A 16,487-nucleotide genomic window follows, 5' to 3' on the forward strand; every position below is an offset into this window, starting at 1 on the left:
TGGTTAACTTTTCCCAAGCGCGGACGTTGCACCCGGCATGACCAAGCATCGCAAACTGGCATTCGTTGCCCCCTTGGCCGTCGCCGCAGCCCTCATATGCCTGCCGACGGTGGCGAGCGCCCAGACGCTGGCCAATGATGTGGAAGTCAACCTTGATGCGCTGGGCCTGCGCCCCGGATCAGGGGCAACATCCAGCGAGCCGCGCCTGATCCTCAAATATCCCGGTGCCAGCACCGCCACCCGGCAGGTGCCGCAACTGCGCTACCCCAACGTGCCCGCACCGACGCCACGGCCCACCCCACCGGCCACCAGTACGCCGGTTGCCGCCGCACCGGACCCACAGCCCGCACTGCCTGCCACTGATCCTGCCACTGATCCTGCTCGTGATCCTGCTCCGGTTCCTGCCGTTGTGGTTGAGGCAGAACCAGCATCCAAGCCCAAGCCCGTTGAAGCTGCAGCGCCACCGCCGCCGCGCGAACCAGCAGAACCGGCGCCCGCGCCCGCGGCAGAACCAGCACAACAACCCGCACCAGTCCCCGTGCCGGTTATTGAGGAGGCCGCGGCGGCACCAGAACCTGACCCCGTCGAAACGCAGGTCGCAGCCCTGACCGACCCCGCGGCGCCGACACTGGCCGAGCCTGAACCTGCCATCCTCAGCGTCGTTTTTGACCCGGAGGCCGCCGCCATTATTGGCCCCGCACGTGGTCAGCTTGATGGCATCGCCGAGAGCCTGCGCTACGATCCGCGCCGCATCGAGCTCAAGGCCTATGGCGGTACGCCGGGCGACAAAACCAGCGATGCCCGCCGCCTGTCGCTCAAGCGCGGCCTTGCGGTGCGCGCCTACCTCATTGACCTTGGCATCGACAGCCGCCGCATCGACGTGCGCGCACTGGGCGGCGTGACCGATACAGGTGCCGCGGACCGCGTGGACGTCGCCTATTCCGGCAGCTAGGGTCAGCTTAACCCTGTCCTCATCTGGTTCTGGCATACTGCACAGGTCCACAGTTTAGCCCTATTGCGCCGCCAGGATTTTGCCCTTCTGCCCTACCCGCCCCGTCCGCCCCTGCCCGCGCTGAGGAGACGCCCCGATGGCACGAGCCGCAACAACTGACACCCTGAGCCTCACCCAGCCCAGCCGCCACATCTCGCGAATGCTCACCTTTCTGGTCATCGTGGGTCTGGTGCTGGTGGTGCTGTGGCCACAGCTTGCGCAGGCGTTCTTTGCCAACGTGGTGCTCAACGGCCTGATTGCAGGCGTGCTGCTGCTGGGTGTGCTTTACACATTTCGGCAGGTGCTGGTGCTTGGCCCTGAAATCCGCTGGGTCAATGCGTTCCGCCGCGCTGACCCCGGTCTGACGCTGCCGCCACCGCCGCGCCTGCTGGCCCCCATGGCCACGTTGCTGGGCGAGCGCAAGGGCCGCGTCGCCATATCACCGCCCGCCATGCGCTCAATCCTTGATTCGATCGCCTCACGCCTCGATGAAGCCCGCGATATCTCCCGCTACATGATCGGCCTGCTGATATTCCTCGGCCTTCTGGGCACCTTCTGGGGCCTGCTTGAAACCGTGTCCTCCATCGCCGACACCATCCGCACACTGTCGCCCGCAGGCGGCACCGGGGAGGATGTGTTTGAAGACCTGCGCACCGGACTTGAAGCGCCATTGACGGGCATGGGCACGGCATTTTCATCGTCGCTTCTGGGTCTGGGCGGCTCGCTGATTGTCGGGTTTTTGGACCTGCAGGCCAGTCAGGCGCAAAACCGCTTTTACAACGAACTTGAAGAATGGCTCTCCACCGTCACCCGGCTGGACGCCTCCGCCGACACCGACAATCCGTTGCTGAGCGAACTGGCAAAACGGCTGGATGATCTGCGCCGCGACATGGGCGGCTCGTCGGGCGAACGCTCAGCCACCACCGCATCGCTCATGGCGCTCACGGAACGGCTGACAATTCTCTCCGACCAGATACGCGCGGAGAGCCAGTTGCTCAATCAGGTGGCCAGCAATCAGGCTGACCTCAAGCCGGTCCTTGAGCAGATTGCCAAACTCGCAGCCCGCGACAGGAGCTGACCCATGGCGCTTGCCTCCCGCCGCATACGGCAGGGCCAGGCCGACTACTGGCCCGGCTTCGTGGATGCCATGGCCACGCTGTTGCTGGTCATCATCTTTCTGCTGTCGATCTTCATGCTGGCGCAGTTTTATCTAAGCCAGGCGATCACCGGCAAAGACACGGTGCTGGACAACATGCGCGCCCAGATCAGCCAGTTGACGGATCTGCTGGCGCTGGAACAGTCGCGCACCGCAGACCTTGAAAGCACGCTGGCCGGTCTGAGCGCATCCCTTGCAGACGCCGAAGAAGAACGCACGCGCCTTGCACGACTACTGGCGGACGCGCAATCCGGCGGCGAGGAAAATCAGGCCCTGCGCACACAACTCACCGAACAGGAACAACTGACGGCCGAGGCACAGGCACAGGTCGAGCTGTTCAACCAGCAACTGGCCGCGCTGCGCCAGCAGCTTGCCAGCCTTGAAGCAGCCCTTGAAGCTGCCGAGGCAAAGGACAAGGACAGTCAGGCGCAGATTGCAGACCTTGGTCGCCGCCTCAACTCGGCGCTTGCGCAAAAAGTGCAGGAGCTTGCCCGCGCCCGATCAGAGTTTTTTGGCCGCCTGCGCACAGCACTTGGCGACCGCGACGACATTCAGATTGTCGGTGACCGCTTTGTGTTCCAATCGGAAGTGTTTTTTGAATCAGGCTCCGCCGACCTCAACCCCGCAGGCCAGACCGAACTCGACAAAATGGCCACTGCTATCCGCGAAATAGCAGGCGACGTGCCCGACGATATCAACTGGGTGCTGCGCATTGACGGACACTCGGATTCGCAACCCATCTCCACGCCGGAGTTTCCCTCCAACTGGCACCTGTCCGCCGGCCGCGCCATCTCCGTGGTGCGCTATCTCACAGCGCAGGGCGTGCCGCCCAATCGCCTGCTCGCCGCAGGCTTTGGCGAGTTTCAGCCGCTGGCCGCAGGCGCAACCGCAGAAGACCTGCGCCGCAACCGCCGCATCGAGTTCAAGCTGACGGAACGCTAGCGCGCTTAGCTATCCAGCGGGCACACCAGCACATGGCCTTCAAACACGGCGCCGACAATCAGCGTGTTGTCCAGAACAGCCCCGACACTTGAGCCTGACAGCGTGCCGTCAGTTGCCACGAACACGTCCCGCGTTTCGCCGGTTTGCGGGTCAAGCCGCACCACCTGCGACGCGGCTATGGCATTGGGGTCTTCCGCGTGGGCCAGAAAATCCAGCACCCTGGGGTTGCCGCCAATATACAGCGTGCCGTCAGGCGTCACTTCTATGTTGTCCACGCCGGTCTCAAGCGGCAGGTCGTTCACATGCGTGAGCGCACCCGTCTCAATATCGCGGTCATACACGCCAACGCTGCGGCCCAGAAACTGGGCAATGTAAATAGTGCCGCCATCAGGGCTTTTGTTCACGCCATTGGCAAATGCAAGCCCACTGGCAACAACGCTTCCCTGCTCGCCGTCCCAATACACAGCATTGGACAACGGCAAAGCCAGATAGGCTTCAAGCGTGCCCAGAACGCCGCCGACAAACCCGCGGTCGTTGGACGCGTAAAACTGTTCAGGCCCAACCGCCACAAGATCATTGGGTGAATACATTTCATCAAACGCGACGGTCTTGACGTAAGCCAGCACGCCGCCGGCACCCACATCAAAAATCTCTACGGTATGTCCGCCCGCCTTGGGATGGTTGATGGCAAACAACCGCTGCGCGCCGTCATCGCCGGTCCACAGGCTGATGCCATGCGGCCGGAAATCATCCGGCGCATCTGCCGACACCAGACTTGGCGTAGGTGCTGCCTCAATGCTGAACGCATAAATGCCCCCTGCAGGTTGCATCGGGTCACGCCGATCAGCAGCAGACACATAGGCGATGCGTGTTTGCGGGTGGATGGTGACATCTTCCGTACCCGGCGCAACATCAACCCGTGTGCAGTTTTCAACCAGGGTCTGCTCAAGCGTCAGAAAAACACCAGACGCAGGCACCATCACATAGGCAAGCCGCGCCACACCCGCGACCACAACCAAAAGCAGCAACAGAAAAAACCAACGCATGATGTAAGGCCCCCCACCTCTGGCACACGCCGGACAATATGTCCGCAGGCGTGGCTTTGCCGCAGAGCCTACAACAAAGGCACAGCTATTGTCAGCATGGGGTCCGTACGGTCACGCAGCCCGCAGCGTTCAGTCCTGCAATGCTGCGGCGCTCGGCGCTGTCATACCGTCGCCCATGCGGCACACCAGCACGGCCGGATCAAACACAGCGCCAATAACCAGCATGTCCTTGTAGGTCGCACCAACGGACGACGCGGACAGCTCAGCCCCCCGGTCCAGATAGGCCGTGGACGCCTCGCCGCCGCCGCCCTCAAACGGGCGCACTACAATGACCTGACTGGGACTGAGACTGGCCGGATCACTTGCATGTTCGGCAAAGGTCGCAAGCTGGGGATGCGCCCCGATCCACAGCGACCCGTCTTCGGCCACATCAATGTTGTCCACGCCGGTTCCCAAAAATGCCACATCAATCGGCGTCAGCGCATTGCTTTGCGGGTCGCGCGCATAAATCCGCAGGGTCCGCGCCAGCAACTCACTCACATAGACCTTGCTCATGTCCTGCGAGGTGGCAATGCCGTTGGCCAAGGCCAGCTCATCCACCACCACGCGCGATGTCACACCGTCGTGAAAGACTACCGTCGTGATCGGTGAGGCAAGAATGGCCGCCATCATGCGCCCGTCCATGCCGGGCCGGTCATGATCGTTGGTGACGTAAAAGGTGTCAGGCGATACCGCCGCCACATCGTTGGGTGACACGATAAGCGCATCCTCGACGGTGCGCCGGTGCGTCAGCACATCGTCCGCACTCAGATCAAAAATCTCGACTGTGTGCCGGTCGCCGCCGGGGTGATTGACCACCATCAGCGTGCGCGACCCATCATCGGCGGTAAACAGCGAAATACCGTGTGGGCGAAACTGCTCAGGCATGTTCGGCGTGATCGGCCGCATGAAAAGCCTGGCGTCCTCAACATCAAGGTCCATGACATAGATGCCGCCCCGCACGCCCGCTGCACCGGGGTCATCACTCATCGCCAGCCGCCGGTCATAGGCTGAAATGTAGGCCGTACCGCGCGAGCGGTCGATTGCTACATCCTCTGGTCCCGGCACACCCTGCACACGCGTGCAGCTCTCGCCGTCAAACTTGCGGGCAATGGACGTGAATTCGCCCATCCGGTTCATGGTGCGCACATAAAATGCGCTGGCCACCACCATGACCACCGCCATGATGATGAGCGTGATTTTCAGACCCCGGTTCATGGCTTTTCTCCCGCCCCACCTTCAACAACATGCAGCCGTGCGCCGCGCGCATTCTCTGCTTTAGCAGTCTTTGCGGTTTCGTCCGCATCCGTCATATCAAACTGCAACCGCGCCAGCCGCGCATACAGTCCGCCCTGAGTCACAAGTTCTGCGTGGGTGCCCTGGGCAACAATACCGCCCTTGTCGAACACCACAATACGATCCGCCTTTTTGACTGTCGCAAGCCGGTGCGCAATCACCAGTACCGTGCGCCCGTCCATCAGCCGGTCCAGCGCCTTTTGCACCAGCGCCTCGCTTTCAGCATCAAGTGCGCTGGTGGCTTCATCCAGCAGCAAAATCGGTGCGTCGCGCAGCAACGCCCGGGCAATCACCAGCCGCTGCCGCTGCCCGCCGGAGAGCGTAACACCACGCTCGCCAAGCTCAGTGTCGTAGCCATCCGGCATGGACGCAATAAACTCATGCGCATGTGCTGCCTCAGCAGCCGCGCGAATGTCGGCATCCGTTGCATCAGCACGCCCATAGGCAATGTTGTCGCGCACGCTGGTGCCAAACACCACGGTTTCCTGGGGCACAAAGGCAATGCGCCTGCGAAACACCTCGGGGTCCGCCGCCTTGAGGTCAACACCGTCGATCTTGATAGAGCCGGACTGCGGATCATAAAACCGCAACAGCAACTGAAACACCGTGCTCTTGCCTGCGCCCGATGGCCCCACAAGCGCCACGGTTTCCCCTGGTCGCACATCAAGCGACACATGCTCAAGTGCAGCAGCTTCCGGGCGAAGCGGATAGCGGAACGACACATCATCAAACGTCACACGCCCCTGCGCTGGTTCGGGCAAAGACAACGGGTGCGTTGGCACGGCAATGTCTGAACGCGCTGTCAGTAATTCGGACAGCCGTTCCGCCGCACCTGCCGCCATCTGAAACTCGCCCCACACTTCCGAAAGGGCGGCAAGGCTGCTCGCGCACAGCACCGCATAAATGATGAACTGGGTGAGCATCCCGCCGCTCATCTCACCGGCAATCACTGCCTGCGCGCCCATCCACAGCACGCCGACAATGCTGGCGAAGGCGAGTGTGATGATGACAGCCGTCATGAAGGCGCGCGCCGTCACGTGCCGCCGCGCAGCCTCAAAGGCGCGTTCCACAACGCCCGAATACCGCGCGCGGTCCTGCTGCTCATGGTTGAATGACTGGACAACCTTGATGGCCTGCAACGCTTCGGACGCAAACGCCCCCGTATCTGCCAGCCTGTCCTGCGTGGTGCGAGACAGCCCGCGAATAAGACGACCAAAACCGATCAGCGGCAGGGCGATGACCGGCAGGGCAAACAGCACCATTGCGCTCAGCCCCGGCGCGGTGAGCACCGCCATGAAGGCAGCACCGAAAAACAAAAAGAAATTGCGCAGTGCCACTGACATGCTGGAAGTGAGCACAACCCGAACCAGCGTGGTGTCCGCCGTCAGTCGTGACAAAATCTCGCCGGTGCGCACGGTTTCATAAAACTGCGGCGACAGGCTCAGCAGATTGGCAAATACCTTTGAGCGCAGGTCCGCCGTCACCCGCTCGCCAAGCCGCGTGACGAAATAGTACCGGGTGGCACTGGCCACAGCGAGGGCCGCAGCAAGCGCCATCAAAACGGCAAAGTGCTGGTCGATGGACTGCGCGTTTTCAACCGAAAACCCCTCATCCACCATGCCGCGCACACCGATAGGCACCGCCAGCGTGGCCAGCGTCGCTGCCACCAATGCGCCCAGCGCACCCAGCAATTGCCACGGATACTGCGTTACCAGCGGCAGCAGACTGACAAGTGGCCCCAGCGCGCGGCCACGCGGCCTGCGATCAGGGTCCAAAACGGGTAGTGCAGCAGTTTCGCTCAAAAAATCAGCCTTTGTGGAGGTGTTTGCAGGCAAATGGCAGACGCGGGTCATAGCAAAGATGCTGCCCCGGCGACCACCCCGCCAAGGTGGGCTCTCAGGCTGTGGCGGGCAAGGCGGCGTTAGACCGCAGGCGCCGCCTTAAAACGTATCTGCGCCCTTGCCAATCCCCCCCGCAGAGGCTATACCGCGCGACTTCCGGATCACCTGCGACCGGTGCCCTGCAAAGGGCGCGCTGCGGCGCGGAAACGTGAACGAGACAAAGCGAAAGAAACGAGGCCATGAAGGCAGACATCCACCCGGACTACCACATGATTACCGTGGTAATGACCGACGGCACTGAATATCAGACCCGTTCGACCTACGGCAAAGAGGGCGACCGGCTGACGCTGGACATCGACCCCACCACGCACCCGGCATGGACCGGCGGTGAACAGCGCCTGCTCGACCGCGGTGGTCGTCTGTCGCGCTTCAAGGACAAATACAAAGGTTTCGTCTAGGCCGCTCAGCCCAGACCACGAAACAAAAAGGCCGGTGCAAACACACCGGCCTTTTTCATGCTCTATTGGCAAAGAAGCCCAAGCGCCCAAGCGGGCGCCGGGCATACTTGCCCGCCCCGCCGGAGCGTTGCGCGAAGCACATTCAGCGCGAAGCACATTCAGCGTAAAGCGCAGTCAGCGTGAAGCAGCTAGTGCACCTGGTCTTCTGCCCGCATCTGCCGGAACACGCTTTCAATCTTTGAAAGCTGGCGCGCAACCGCTGTCTTGGGTTCGCTTTCCGACGCGTCGCCATGCATCATCTTGTCGAGGCGATCAACGCGGGCATACAGCTTGCGCGAGCGCGAAATCATGTCGGCCAGATTTTCAGGCAACTCTTCAGCACCTTCGATAGGCCGCGCATAACACAGCTCTTTTGCGCCAAGCCGGTAGCGCTGGCTGCGCGCTTCATCCAGCGACATTTCGTTGCGGGCAACCGCGCGCTGCACCAGCAGCCACGACGCCACCTGCATGAGACGCGTCGTCAGACGCATACTTTCAGCCGCGTACGCCAGCGCACCCTTGCGGCTCAATGTCTTGGAATGGTCACGACCATCGCCATCCAGATAAGACGCAGCCTCTTCAACCAGCCCCATCCCATCCTTGAACATCTGCCCGAACTGCGCTGTTTCAGCGAAAGTGCGAACACTGCCGATCGTTTCCATTTCGGCAAATGTGCCGTCAACCGTGCCCATAAAAAGCCCCACCTGTTCCGTTCTGAACCCATTGCAGCACACAGAAGGTGTTTCGCGTGCCATTCGACGTCATGGGTACAAAATCGGTGCCAGCCCGCCCCAACGAGAGCCGACATCAGGCGGAAAGCCTACGCCACCCGCCGCAAACTGGCAAAAACCGCATAAAAAAAGAGCCGCGGTTGCGCGCGGCTCTTGAGTTTCAACAGGGAGGCGTCAAATGGGAATGGCGGCAGCCACCCCAAAACCCGGTCAACCGGATTACGCACAATCAAAATACGCGCGCGGGTGCTAACAAATGGTTAACGCGCGTTAACGCTGTTGCGTGCCGAACTGGGGCACCCGGTCCTGTCTCAGGAATTGCCGAAAACTGCTTCTGCCGCCGACTTGCTGTCCTGCTTTTGCGCAATCACCGCTTTCACCCGCTCAATCTCTGCGGCCAGGGCATCCACACGTTCTTCAAGCTCCGGCACCGAAAGATTTTCAATGTCCGCTTTGGTGAGGCTCAAAATCGGCGGTGGCGGAATATCTTCGTCACTCATGGCGGCTCCCCAAATGGTCTTGTCGCATCACGCGGCTTGAACAGATGCGCCGCGCTTGCCACTTTGCGTAATTCTGTGCCCCATGCCTCCCCCTGACAAGGCCCCACACATGACAACCACCCTTCCCGCAAAAATGCAGGCGATCGAGATTTCCGAATACGGCGGACCCGATGTGCTCAAAGCCGTTGAGCGCCCGACTCCGCACCCGGCCCATGGTGAAGTGCTCATCAGGGTCGCCGCAGCGGGAGTCAATCGCGGCGACTGCGTGCAGCGCATGGGGTTTTATCCTGCCCCGCCCGGCGCCTCCGACCTGCCGGGCCTTGAAGTCTCCGGCACCGTTGCAGCCATCGGCCCCGGCGTTACGCTGTGGGCGGAAGGCGACGAAGTGTGCGCGCTGATGGCCGGCGGCGGCTATGCGGAATATGCAGTGGTGCATGAAGGCAGCGTGTTGCCAAAACCTGCCAATGTGTCGCTGACAGATGCTGCAGCCCTTCCCGAAACCACCATGACCGTGTGGACCAACGTGTTTGAGGACGGCCAGTTGCGCCCCGGCGAAACGTTGCTCGTCCATGGTGGCTCGTCAGGCATCGGCACGACAGCCATTCAGCTTGCTTCAACCCTTGGTGTCAAAGTGCTGGCAACAGCGGGCAGCGCCGCCAAATGCAAAGCCTGCGAGGACCTGGGCGCGCACCGCGCCATCAACTACCGCGACGAGGATTTTGTCGCGGTGGTGAAAGATGTGACTGACGGCAAGGGTGCGGATGTCATTCTGGACATGGTGGGGGGTGACTATGTTGCCCGCAACATCGACGCCGCCGCCCGCATGGGCCGCATCGTCAACATTGCCTATATGGCCGGGTCGCGGGTGGAGGTGGATCTGCTTCCCGTCATGCTCAAACGCCTGACCCTGCGAGGCTCCACCCTGCGCGCCCGCGACATCGGCGAAAAAGCGAGGCTCACCGCCGAAGTGCGGATGCATGTGTGGCCGCTGGTGGAGGCAGGCCGGGTAAACCCCGTAGTGGATGCCACATTCCCGCTTGCTGAGGCGGCAAAGGCCCATGAACTGATGGAAAGCTCAGGCCATGTGGGCAAAATCCTGCTGACGCCGTGACCTGGCCTCATTTTCCTTTCATCAGCGCCCCTGGAAGCGTATAACACCATCAATCCCTTCAACCACTTGGATGAACAGGGGCCGTATCGCGAAGATACGGCGCGGCGCTTTAGCATATTCGCGAGCTGGTCCGCACATCGCCTCATCCGCGCCAACCACGAAAGACATTTGATCTGATGACCGCACCTCTTATGCCCAAGGCAACCGCCGTCTGGCTGGTGGACAACACCGCGCTGACCTTCGACCAGATCGCCAATTTCTGCGGCCTGCACCCGCTGGAAGTGAAAGGTATTGCCGATGGCGACGTAGCCATGGGCATCAAGGGCCAGGACCCGGTCACAGCCGGCCAGATCAGCCGTGATGAAATCAGGAAGGGTGAGGAAGACGCCAGCTACGAGTTGCAAATCTCGAAGTCCAAGCACGACATTCCCGAACCCAAGACCAAGCGCAAGGGCCCGCGTTACACCCCCCTGTCGCGCCGTCAGGAGCGCCCGGACGCGATTGCGTGGCTGCTGCGCTATCACCCCGAGCTTACCGACGGCCAGATCGGCAAGCTGGTGGGCACCACCAAGCCCACCATTCAGTCGATCCGCGACCGATCACACTGGAACATGTCCAACATCAACCCGGTGGACCCGGTCACACTCGGCCTGTCGTCGCAGATGGAACTTGATGCCGCCGTGCAAAAAGCCGCCCGCAAGCGTGAGCGCGAAGCCAAAAAAGCCGGTAAGTCCGTGGAAGATATGGGCACTCTGGCCCCCGCCACGCAGGCACTGGCTGACGCTGCAGCGGGCAAAACCCCACCGACTGATTTTGGTCAGGTGCTGGCCCGCGAGGACGCGAAGCCCGAAGAAGATGCCCGCGACGGCGCCCGCCCGGACGTTGAATCGGTGTTCTCAAGCCTCGGCGGCTCATCCGTGAGCGAAAACGAAGACGACGAAAACGCCTCGTCCTGACGTAACCGGCACTTACGCCCCACCCATCTGACTGCGCTCACCTGACCTCGCTCACCTGACTGTGCTCACCTAAGTGCCCTCAACCGTAAGGTTGAGGGCCAGGCGGCCGCCGTCGGCATGGATGCATTCGCCCGTAATGTAGCTGGCATCGTCTGACGCGAGAAAAACCGCAACACCCGCCACTTCATCCGGTTCACCAACGCGCCCGATGGGCGTGCGCGACAACAACCGCTTGCGCCCGGCGGCATCCGCACTCACTGACTTGAGCATACCCGTGGCAATGGAGCCCGGCGCAATCGCGTTGACGCGGATGCCATAGCGCGCAAGCCCCACCGCCATCACCCGCGTGAGCTGGTTGATGCCACCCTTCGCCACCACATACGGCACCTGATTGGGGATCGCCACCTGCGCGTTGACCGACGACATGTTGATGATCGCGCCGCTGCGATGGTCTTCTTCAAACTGCCGTTTCATTTCACGGGCCACAGACTGCGCCGTGATGAATGCGCCGGTGAGGTTCACTTTCAGCACGCGCTCAAAATCATCCTCGGTGACGTCCAGAAAATCAGCCTCATGCACAACGGCAGCATTGTTGATGAGCACATCCACACGGTCATGCGCCTCCAGCGTCGCAGCCACCAGATTGTGTACGTCCAGCCGCTCCGACACATCACACGCGACAAACTGCGCGTCACCGCCACTGTCGCGAATGACCGATGCAGCTTCCGCGCCCGCGACCTCGTCGATGTCGGCGAGCATCACCCGCGCACCCTCTTTGGCAAACCGCGTGGCGCACGCATACCCAATACCGCGCGCCGCCCCTGTGACGATGGCAACCTTGTCTCCAAGATCCATTATGAAGCAGCCTTTGTTTTGGCATAGCCGCGCGCTGTCACGGCCTGCGTGATTTCATCCAGAATTGCCGGGTCATCAATGGTCGCGGGCATTCGCCACTCCTCAGCGTCGCATATTTTGCTCATGGTCCCGCGCAGGATTTTACCGGAGCGTGTTTTGGGCAACCGCTTGACCACAATCACCGACTTGAATGCCGCCACAGGCCCTATCTCCTGCCGCACAAGAGCAACGCAGCCGCGCTCAATGTCAGCCGCATCGGTTTTGCACCCCGCCTTCAACACCACAAACCCCAAAGGCAACTGCCCCTTCAGGTCATCCGCGACACCAATGACAGCACATTCCGAAACATCAGGGTGCGCTGCCAGCACTTCCTCCATGCCACCGGTTGATAGCCTGTGGCCTGCCACGTTGATGATGTCATCGGTACGGGCCATGATGAACAGATAGCCGTCATCATCCGTGTACCCCGCATCAGCGGTTTTGTAATAGCCGGGAAACTCCTCCAGATACGCCGCACGAAAACGCTCGTCGTTCTGCCATAGCGTCGGCAGGCAGCCAGGCGGCAGCGGCAGTTTGATGGTGATCGCGCCCGTTGTGCCCGTCGGCACCTCGTGGCCCGCATCATCCAGCACCCGCACGTCATAGCCCGGCATTGCCACCGTGGGCGAGCCATGCTTGACCGGCAACAGCCCCAGCCCGGCAGGGTTGGCGGCAATCGACCAGCCGGTTTCCGTCTGCCACCAGTGGTCGATCACCGGCACGCCGAGTTTCTGCTCGGCCCATTGCACCGTCGGCGGGTCAGCTCTCTCACCTGCCAGAAACAGCATCCTGAAGTTCGACAGGTCGTAGTCGGCAATCAGCGCGCCGTCAGGATCCTGCTGCTTGATGGCGCGGAAGGCTGTGGGCGCGGTAAACAGCGCCTTCACCTTGTGCTCGCTGATGACCCGCCAGAACGCGCCCGCGTCCGGCGTACCCACGGGCTTGCCTTCATACAAAACGCTTGTGCAGCCCGCCAGCAGCGGTCCGTACACAATGTAGGAGTGTCCCACGACCCAGCCCACATCAGACGCCGCCCAGAACACATCCCCCGGCGACATGCCGTAAATCGCGCTCATGCTCCAGGTGAGCGCCACCATGTGCCCGCCATTGTCGCGCACCACACCCTTGGGCTGCCCGGTCGTGCCGGATGTATAAAGAATGTACAGCGGGTCTGTGGCTGCAACCGACACACAGCCAGCGCGTTTGCCCTGCGATTTTGCATCGGCCACCAGCGCTGCCCAGTCATGATCGCGCCCTGCAACAAGCGTCGCTTCTTCCATCGGCCGTTGCAGCACCAAACACGCGTCGGGCTTATGCACCGCCTGCTCGATAGCGCCGTCCACCAGTGGCTTGTAGGCCACCACCCGTCCCGGCTCGATTCCGCAAGATGCCAGCAGAATGACCTTGGGTTTGGCATCATCAATACGGGTGGCAAGTTCATGGGCCGCAAACCCGCCGAACACCACCGAATGCACAGCACCAAGCCGCGCGCAGGCCAGCATGGCAATGGCGGCTTGCGGGATCATCGGCATATAGATGATCGCCCGGTCGCCCGCCTCAAGCCCCATGTCAGCCAGCACCGCCGCCAGCGTCGCCACCTCATCCAGAAGCTGCGCATACGAATAGGTTTTTTGGGTGTCCGTGACCGGGCTGTCGTAGATCAGCGCCGCCTGTTCACCGCGCCCTGCCTCCACATGACGGTCCAGACAGTTATACGCCGTGTTGCATGTCGCGCCTGAAAACCAGATGCCGTTTGGCTGCTGCGACGTGTCCAGCACGCGCGTCCATGGCGCGTCCCACTCCAGCGCCCGCGCGGCTTTTTCCCAAAAGCCTTCAGGGTCGCGCTTCCAGTCGTCATAGGCTGCCGCGTAGTCACTCATGCCGTGTTCCGGTGTCCTGTCTGCCGCGCATCTTTTGCGCTTTGCGGGGGTTTGGCCTATAGCGGCCTGCCAGTGCGAAAGCACAATGTCCCACCGTGCGGACATATCTTGCAAGCCTGCCTCATCACCCTGCCCGGAACACCCCAGATGATTGAAGATCCCTGGTTTTATGCCGCTGCCATTCCCGCTGTGCTGATTGTCGGCATTTCCAAGGGTGGGTTCGCGGCGGGCTTTGGCATTCTGGGTGTACCGCTGATGGCGCTGGTCATCTCGCCGATTCAGGCGGCCGCCATTTTGCTGCCGATCCTGCTGGTCATGGACGTTGTGGGCCTGTGGGCCTACCGCCGCAACTTTGACCTGCCGAACCTCAAAATCCTGATCCCCGCCGCTGCAATCGGCATTTTCATAGGCTGGATGACCGCCTCAAGCGTGCGCGAGGACCATGTGGCGCTGATTGTCGGCCTCGTCGCCCTGGCCTTTGCCGCTGACTTCTGGACCGGGCAAAAACGCAAAGGCACACCGGAGCGCTCAGTCCGCAAGGGCGGCTTTTGGGGAGCCATCGCAGGCTTCACCAGTTTTGTGGCGCACGCCGGCGGCCCGCCCTTTCAGGTGTACATGTTGCCCCAGCGCCTCGACAAAACGCTGTATGTAGGCACCAGCGTCGTCTTTTTCTGGGCGGTCAATCTCATCAAGGTGCCGCCCTACATCGCCCTTGGCCAGTTCGACACCACCAACCTGCTGACCGCACTCGTGCTCATGCCGTTGGCCCCCATCGGCATCTTGCTGGGCGTGCGCCTGCATCACCTCATCCCCGAAGAGCCGTTCTACAAGCTGTGCTATGTCGGCGTAACGCTGGTGGGCCTGAAACTAGTGTATGATGCTGCCGTCAGTCTGCTTGGCTAGCTGCAATTCTGTCAGCCACGTCGCGGCTGTTGTCCAACTCGATGCGGACGGTCTGCAATGCGGGAATAATGCTCGCCACATCAGCCAGATCCAGCCGCTCGGCAAAGTCTGTTAACAACGGGGCCAGCGCGGCAATAGACTGCTCGCGCGCATCGCGCCCTTGCTGTGTGATCGTGATCTGCTTTGATCGCCCGTCATTGGGGTCGCGCGCGACGGCAATCAACGCAGACTGCTCAAGACGCTTGAGCGTATTGGTCATGGTCGCGCGGCTGACCTGAAACGCACTGGCCAGTTGTGCGGGTGTCCTGGGTCCGCCCAGCCGTACAAAATGATTGAGCACCGAGAATTGCGGCACGGTCAGCCCTTTGGGCAGCACACGCTCAAAAGCTGACCGCGCAAGCTGATCTATGATGCCAATCTCGTTGAAAAAAACAAACAGCGTCGGGTCGTTGAGCGATTGCGCCGTGTCTGGCTGATCTGCATCCATACGCTCACCGGCCTTTCCGCCTCAGACAATTTTTGCCGTAATCGGCCACCGTGGACTTGGTGGCAAGTCAGGACCATACCCCACACGTGCCAGCATCTGCAGCCGGTTGTCTGCGTGACCAAGCACCTCATGCACTTCTGCATACAGCGCGTCCATCTCAACATATTCCTGCAATGCCTGGCTGAGCGGCTGCATCGCAATGCCAAGTTCGGTCGCTTTGAGATTCATGCGCAGCCAGTCGCGCCCGCTGGCCACCTGATCCAGCCGCGTGTTGCGCGCCGTGGCCAGATACACATATCCCATGGCTGAACTCATAAGCCCCCGATACATATCAAGGCCCTGGTCATAGGCTATGGAGGTCATGTCCGACAGGGTTTCGCGCGTCATCACGCCTGCCAGCCCCAGCGTTTCCAGAAATGCCCCGCCCAGATCAATGCCGTCCGGGTTGGCTTCGATCTCTGCCTTGCCAAAGCGCATCACATCCACGCTTTCCATGTAGGTAGCCGGCGTTTCAACCTCAATGAGATGCGCCCGCCATGTGAGATCGCGTAGCGTTTCAATCATGGCATCATCGCTGATGGCCCCGGTCAGCACATCGGCTCCGGCTACGCCTGCAATAGCCTGCATGTCGGCGGCAGCAACCGGCCGGGACGTATCATAAGGTTCTTTGTTGGAGCGCCGTGCCAACACCTGTGCAAACAGCGGTGAGGCAGCAACGCCTGCATCCTTCACCAGCGTCACCTGCGCAATAGGCCGACCGTCCAGCACAGGTTCAGGCTCACCCTGGGGAAACAGCGCAACGTCAGCGCGGTATCCATCGCTGGCAGCGGCCATTCGCATCAGTTCCAGAAAGCACCCCAGACCGATCACGATCTGCCGGTTGAACGGATCGGTGGCGGGCAGCATCTGTTCAAGGTCGTATGACAATGTGAACGTGTCGTCGCCCTCAAGCGACACCAGCCAGGGCTGCTGGTTGTGGGGGTTGGGTGCCAGAATCGCGTAGGACAGTGCCCGCTTTCGGGCGTCGGAATAGCCATGACCGGCCTCATGCCAGGGTGCCAGCGCCTTTGTGGGGGTGCGGGTAACGGCAAAGCCCGTGGCCCCTGCCGCCAGAATGACAGCAGATGAGCCTGCGATTCGCAAAAACTGACGGCGTGATTTGGCCATGAGTGCCTCCCTCTAATTCGATATCGTATCATATAATATGATATCGAATT

General features: G+C 61.4%; 16 protein-coding genes. 7 read left to right on the plus strand and 9 right to left on the minus strand.

Annotated features, from left to right (window positions below; genetic code table 11):
* Nucleotides 1–37 precede the first annotated feature (37 nt).
* The 3 genes from RIB87_RS14905 (at nt 38) to RIB87_RS14915 (ending at nt 3,089) form a co-directional block, all read left to right on the plus strand.
* Nucleotides 38–952, plus strand: coding sequence for an OmpA family protein (locus RIB87_RS14905; RefSeq protein ID WP_350148091.1), 915 nt, complete (start codon nt 38–40; stop codon nt 950–952).
* Nucleotides 953–1,088: 136 nt separating this feature from the next.
* Entirely contained in the window at nt 1,089–2,069 is a 981-nt protein-coding gene (locus RIB87_RS14910) for a flagellar motor protein MotA (protein ID WP_350148093.1), read from the plus strand.
* 3 nt (nt 2,070–2,072) lie between these two features.
* The gene (locus tag RIB87_RS14915; RefSeq protein ID WP_350148095.1) at nt 2,073–3,089 is read left to right on the plus strand and encodes a peptidoglycan -binding protein; all 1,017 of its coding nucleotides are present in this window, start codon (nt 2,073–2,075) and stop codon (nt 3,087–3,089) included.
* 5 nt (nt 3,090–3,094) lie between these two features.
* Here the strand turns inward: RIB87_RS14915 and RIB87_RS14920 are convergent, their stop codons facing one another.
* The 3 genes from RIB87_RS14920 to RIB87_RS14930 all read right to left on the minus strand — a co-directional run bounded on the left by RIB87_RS14920 (nt 3,095) and on the right by RIB87_RS14930 (nt 7,323).
* Nucleotides 3,095–4,135 (minus strand): hypothetical protein, encoded by a 1,041-nt coding sequence (locus RIB87_RS14920; RefSeq protein WP_350148097.1) that lies wholly within the window; start codon nt 4,133–4,135, stop codon nt 3,095–3,097.
* A 129-nt stretch (nt 4,136–4,264) separates the two neighbouring features.
* Complete coding sequence (locus RIB87_RS14925; RefSeq protein WP_350148099.1) at nt 4,265–5,392, minus strand: SMP-30/gluconolactonase/LRE family protein; 1,128 nt, start codon at nt 5,390–5,392, stop codon at nt 4,265–4,267.
* A complete protein-coding gene (locus RIB87_RS14930) occupies nt 5,389–7,323 on the minus strand; it encodes an ABC transporter transmembrane domain-containing protein (RefSeq protein WP_350148102.1) in 1,935 nt (644 codons plus the stop codon). Before RIB87_RS14930 ends, RIB87_RS14925 begins: the two co-directional genes overlap by 4 nt.
* A gap of 227 nt (nt 7,324–7,550) precedes the next feature.
* Here RIB87_RS14930 and rpmE point away from each other — a divergent pair, with 227 nt between their 5' ends.
* Nucleotides 7,551–7,769, plus strand: coding sequence for a 50S ribosomal protein L31 (gene rpmE, locus RIB87_RS14935; protein ID WP_350148104.1), 219 nt, complete (start codon nt 7,551–7,553; stop codon nt 7,767–7,769).
* A 188-nt stretch (nt 7,770–7,957) separates the two neighbouring features.
* Here the strand turns inward: rpmE and rcdA are convergent, their stop codons facing one another.
* Nucleotides 7,958–8,500, minus strand: a complete 543-nt coding sequence (gene rcdA / locus RIB87_RS14940; RefSeq protein ID WP_350148106.1) for a protease adaptor protein RcdA — start codon at nt 8,498–8,500, stop codon at nt 7,958–7,960.
* Between the two features lie 350 nt (nt 8,501–8,850).
* Nucleotides 8,851–9,039, minus strand: a complete 189-nt coding sequence (locus RIB87_RS14945; RefSeq protein WP_350148108.1) for a DUF1192 domain-containing protein — start codon at nt 9,037–9,039, stop codon at nt 8,851–8,853.
* Between the two features lie 109 nt (nt 9,040–9,148).
* Between RIB87_RS14945 and RIB87_RS14950 the strand changes: the two genes are divergently transcribed.
* Nucleotides 9,149–10,150 carry an NAD(P)H-quinone oxidoreductase gene (locus RIB87_RS14950; RefSeq protein WP_350148110.1) on the plus strand — a complete coding sequence of 334 codons (1,002 nt, stop codon included), beginning with the start codon at nt 9,149–9,151 and terminating at the stop codon, nt 10,148–10,150.
* 173 nt (nt 10,151–10,323) lie between these two features.
* Nucleotides 10,324–11,106: a DUF1013 domain-containing protein gene (locus RIB87_RS14955; protein ID WP_502943270.1), complete on the plus strand. Its 783-nt coding sequence runs from the start codon at nt 10,324–10,326 to the stop codon at nt 11,104–11,106.
* A gap of 69 nt (nt 11,107–11,175) precedes the next feature.
* On the opposite strand, the gene RIB87_RS14960 is transcribed toward RIB87_RS14955, so the two are convergent.
* Both RIB87_RS14960 and RIB87_RS14965 read right to left on the minus strand, forming a co-directional pair.
* The gene (locus RIB87_RS14960; protein WP_350148114.1) at nt 11,176–11,961 is read right to left on the minus strand and encodes an SDR family NAD(P)-dependent oxidoreductase; all 786 of its coding nucleotides are present in this window, start codon (nt 11,959–11,961) and stop codon (nt 11,176–11,178) included.
* On the minus strand, nt 11,961–13,880 hold the full coding sequence (locus tag RIB87_RS14965) for a propionyl-CoA synthetase (protein WP_350148116.1): 1,920 nt from the start codon (nt 13,878–13,880) through the stop codon (nt 11,961–11,963). The genes RIB87_RS14960 and RIB87_RS14965 overlap by 1 nt, the downstream gene beginning before the upstream one ends.
* A 147-nt stretch (nt 13,881–14,027) precedes the next feature.
* Between RIB87_RS14965 and RIB87_RS14970 the strand changes: the two genes are divergently transcribed.
* Nucleotides 14,028–14,783 carry a sulfite exporter TauE/SafE family protein gene (locus RIB87_RS14970; RefSeq protein WP_350148118.1) on the plus strand — a complete coding sequence of 252 codons (756 nt, stop codon included), beginning with the start codon at nt 14,028–14,030 and terminating at the stop codon, nt 14,781–14,783.
* Here the strand turns inward: RIB87_RS14970 and RIB87_RS14975 are convergent.
* Both RIB87_RS14975 and RIB87_RS14980 read right to left on the minus strand, forming a co-directional pair.
* Nucleotides 14,767–15,270, minus strand: coding sequence for a MarR family winged helix-turn-helix transcriptional regulator (locus tag RIB87_RS14975; RefSeq protein WP_350148120.1), 504 nt, complete (start codon nt 15,268–15,270; stop codon nt 14,767–14,769). The two genes, RIB87_RS14970 and RIB87_RS14975, sit on opposite strands and share 17 nt — an antisense overlap.
* A 21-nt stretch (nt 15,271–15,291) precedes the next feature.
* Nucleotides 15,292–16,437, minus strand: a complete 1,146-nt coding sequence (locus tag RIB87_RS14980; RefSeq protein WP_350148123.1) for an Acg family FMN-binding oxidoreductase — start codon at nt 16,435–16,437, stop codon at nt 15,292–15,294.
* Between the last annotated feature and the right edge of the window lie 50 nt (nt 16,438–16,487).

This window comes from Pyruvatibacter sp., assembly GCF_040219635.1.
GTDB lineage: Bacteria > Pseudomonadota > Alphaproteobacteria > CGMCC-115125 > CGMCC-115125 > Pyruvatibacter.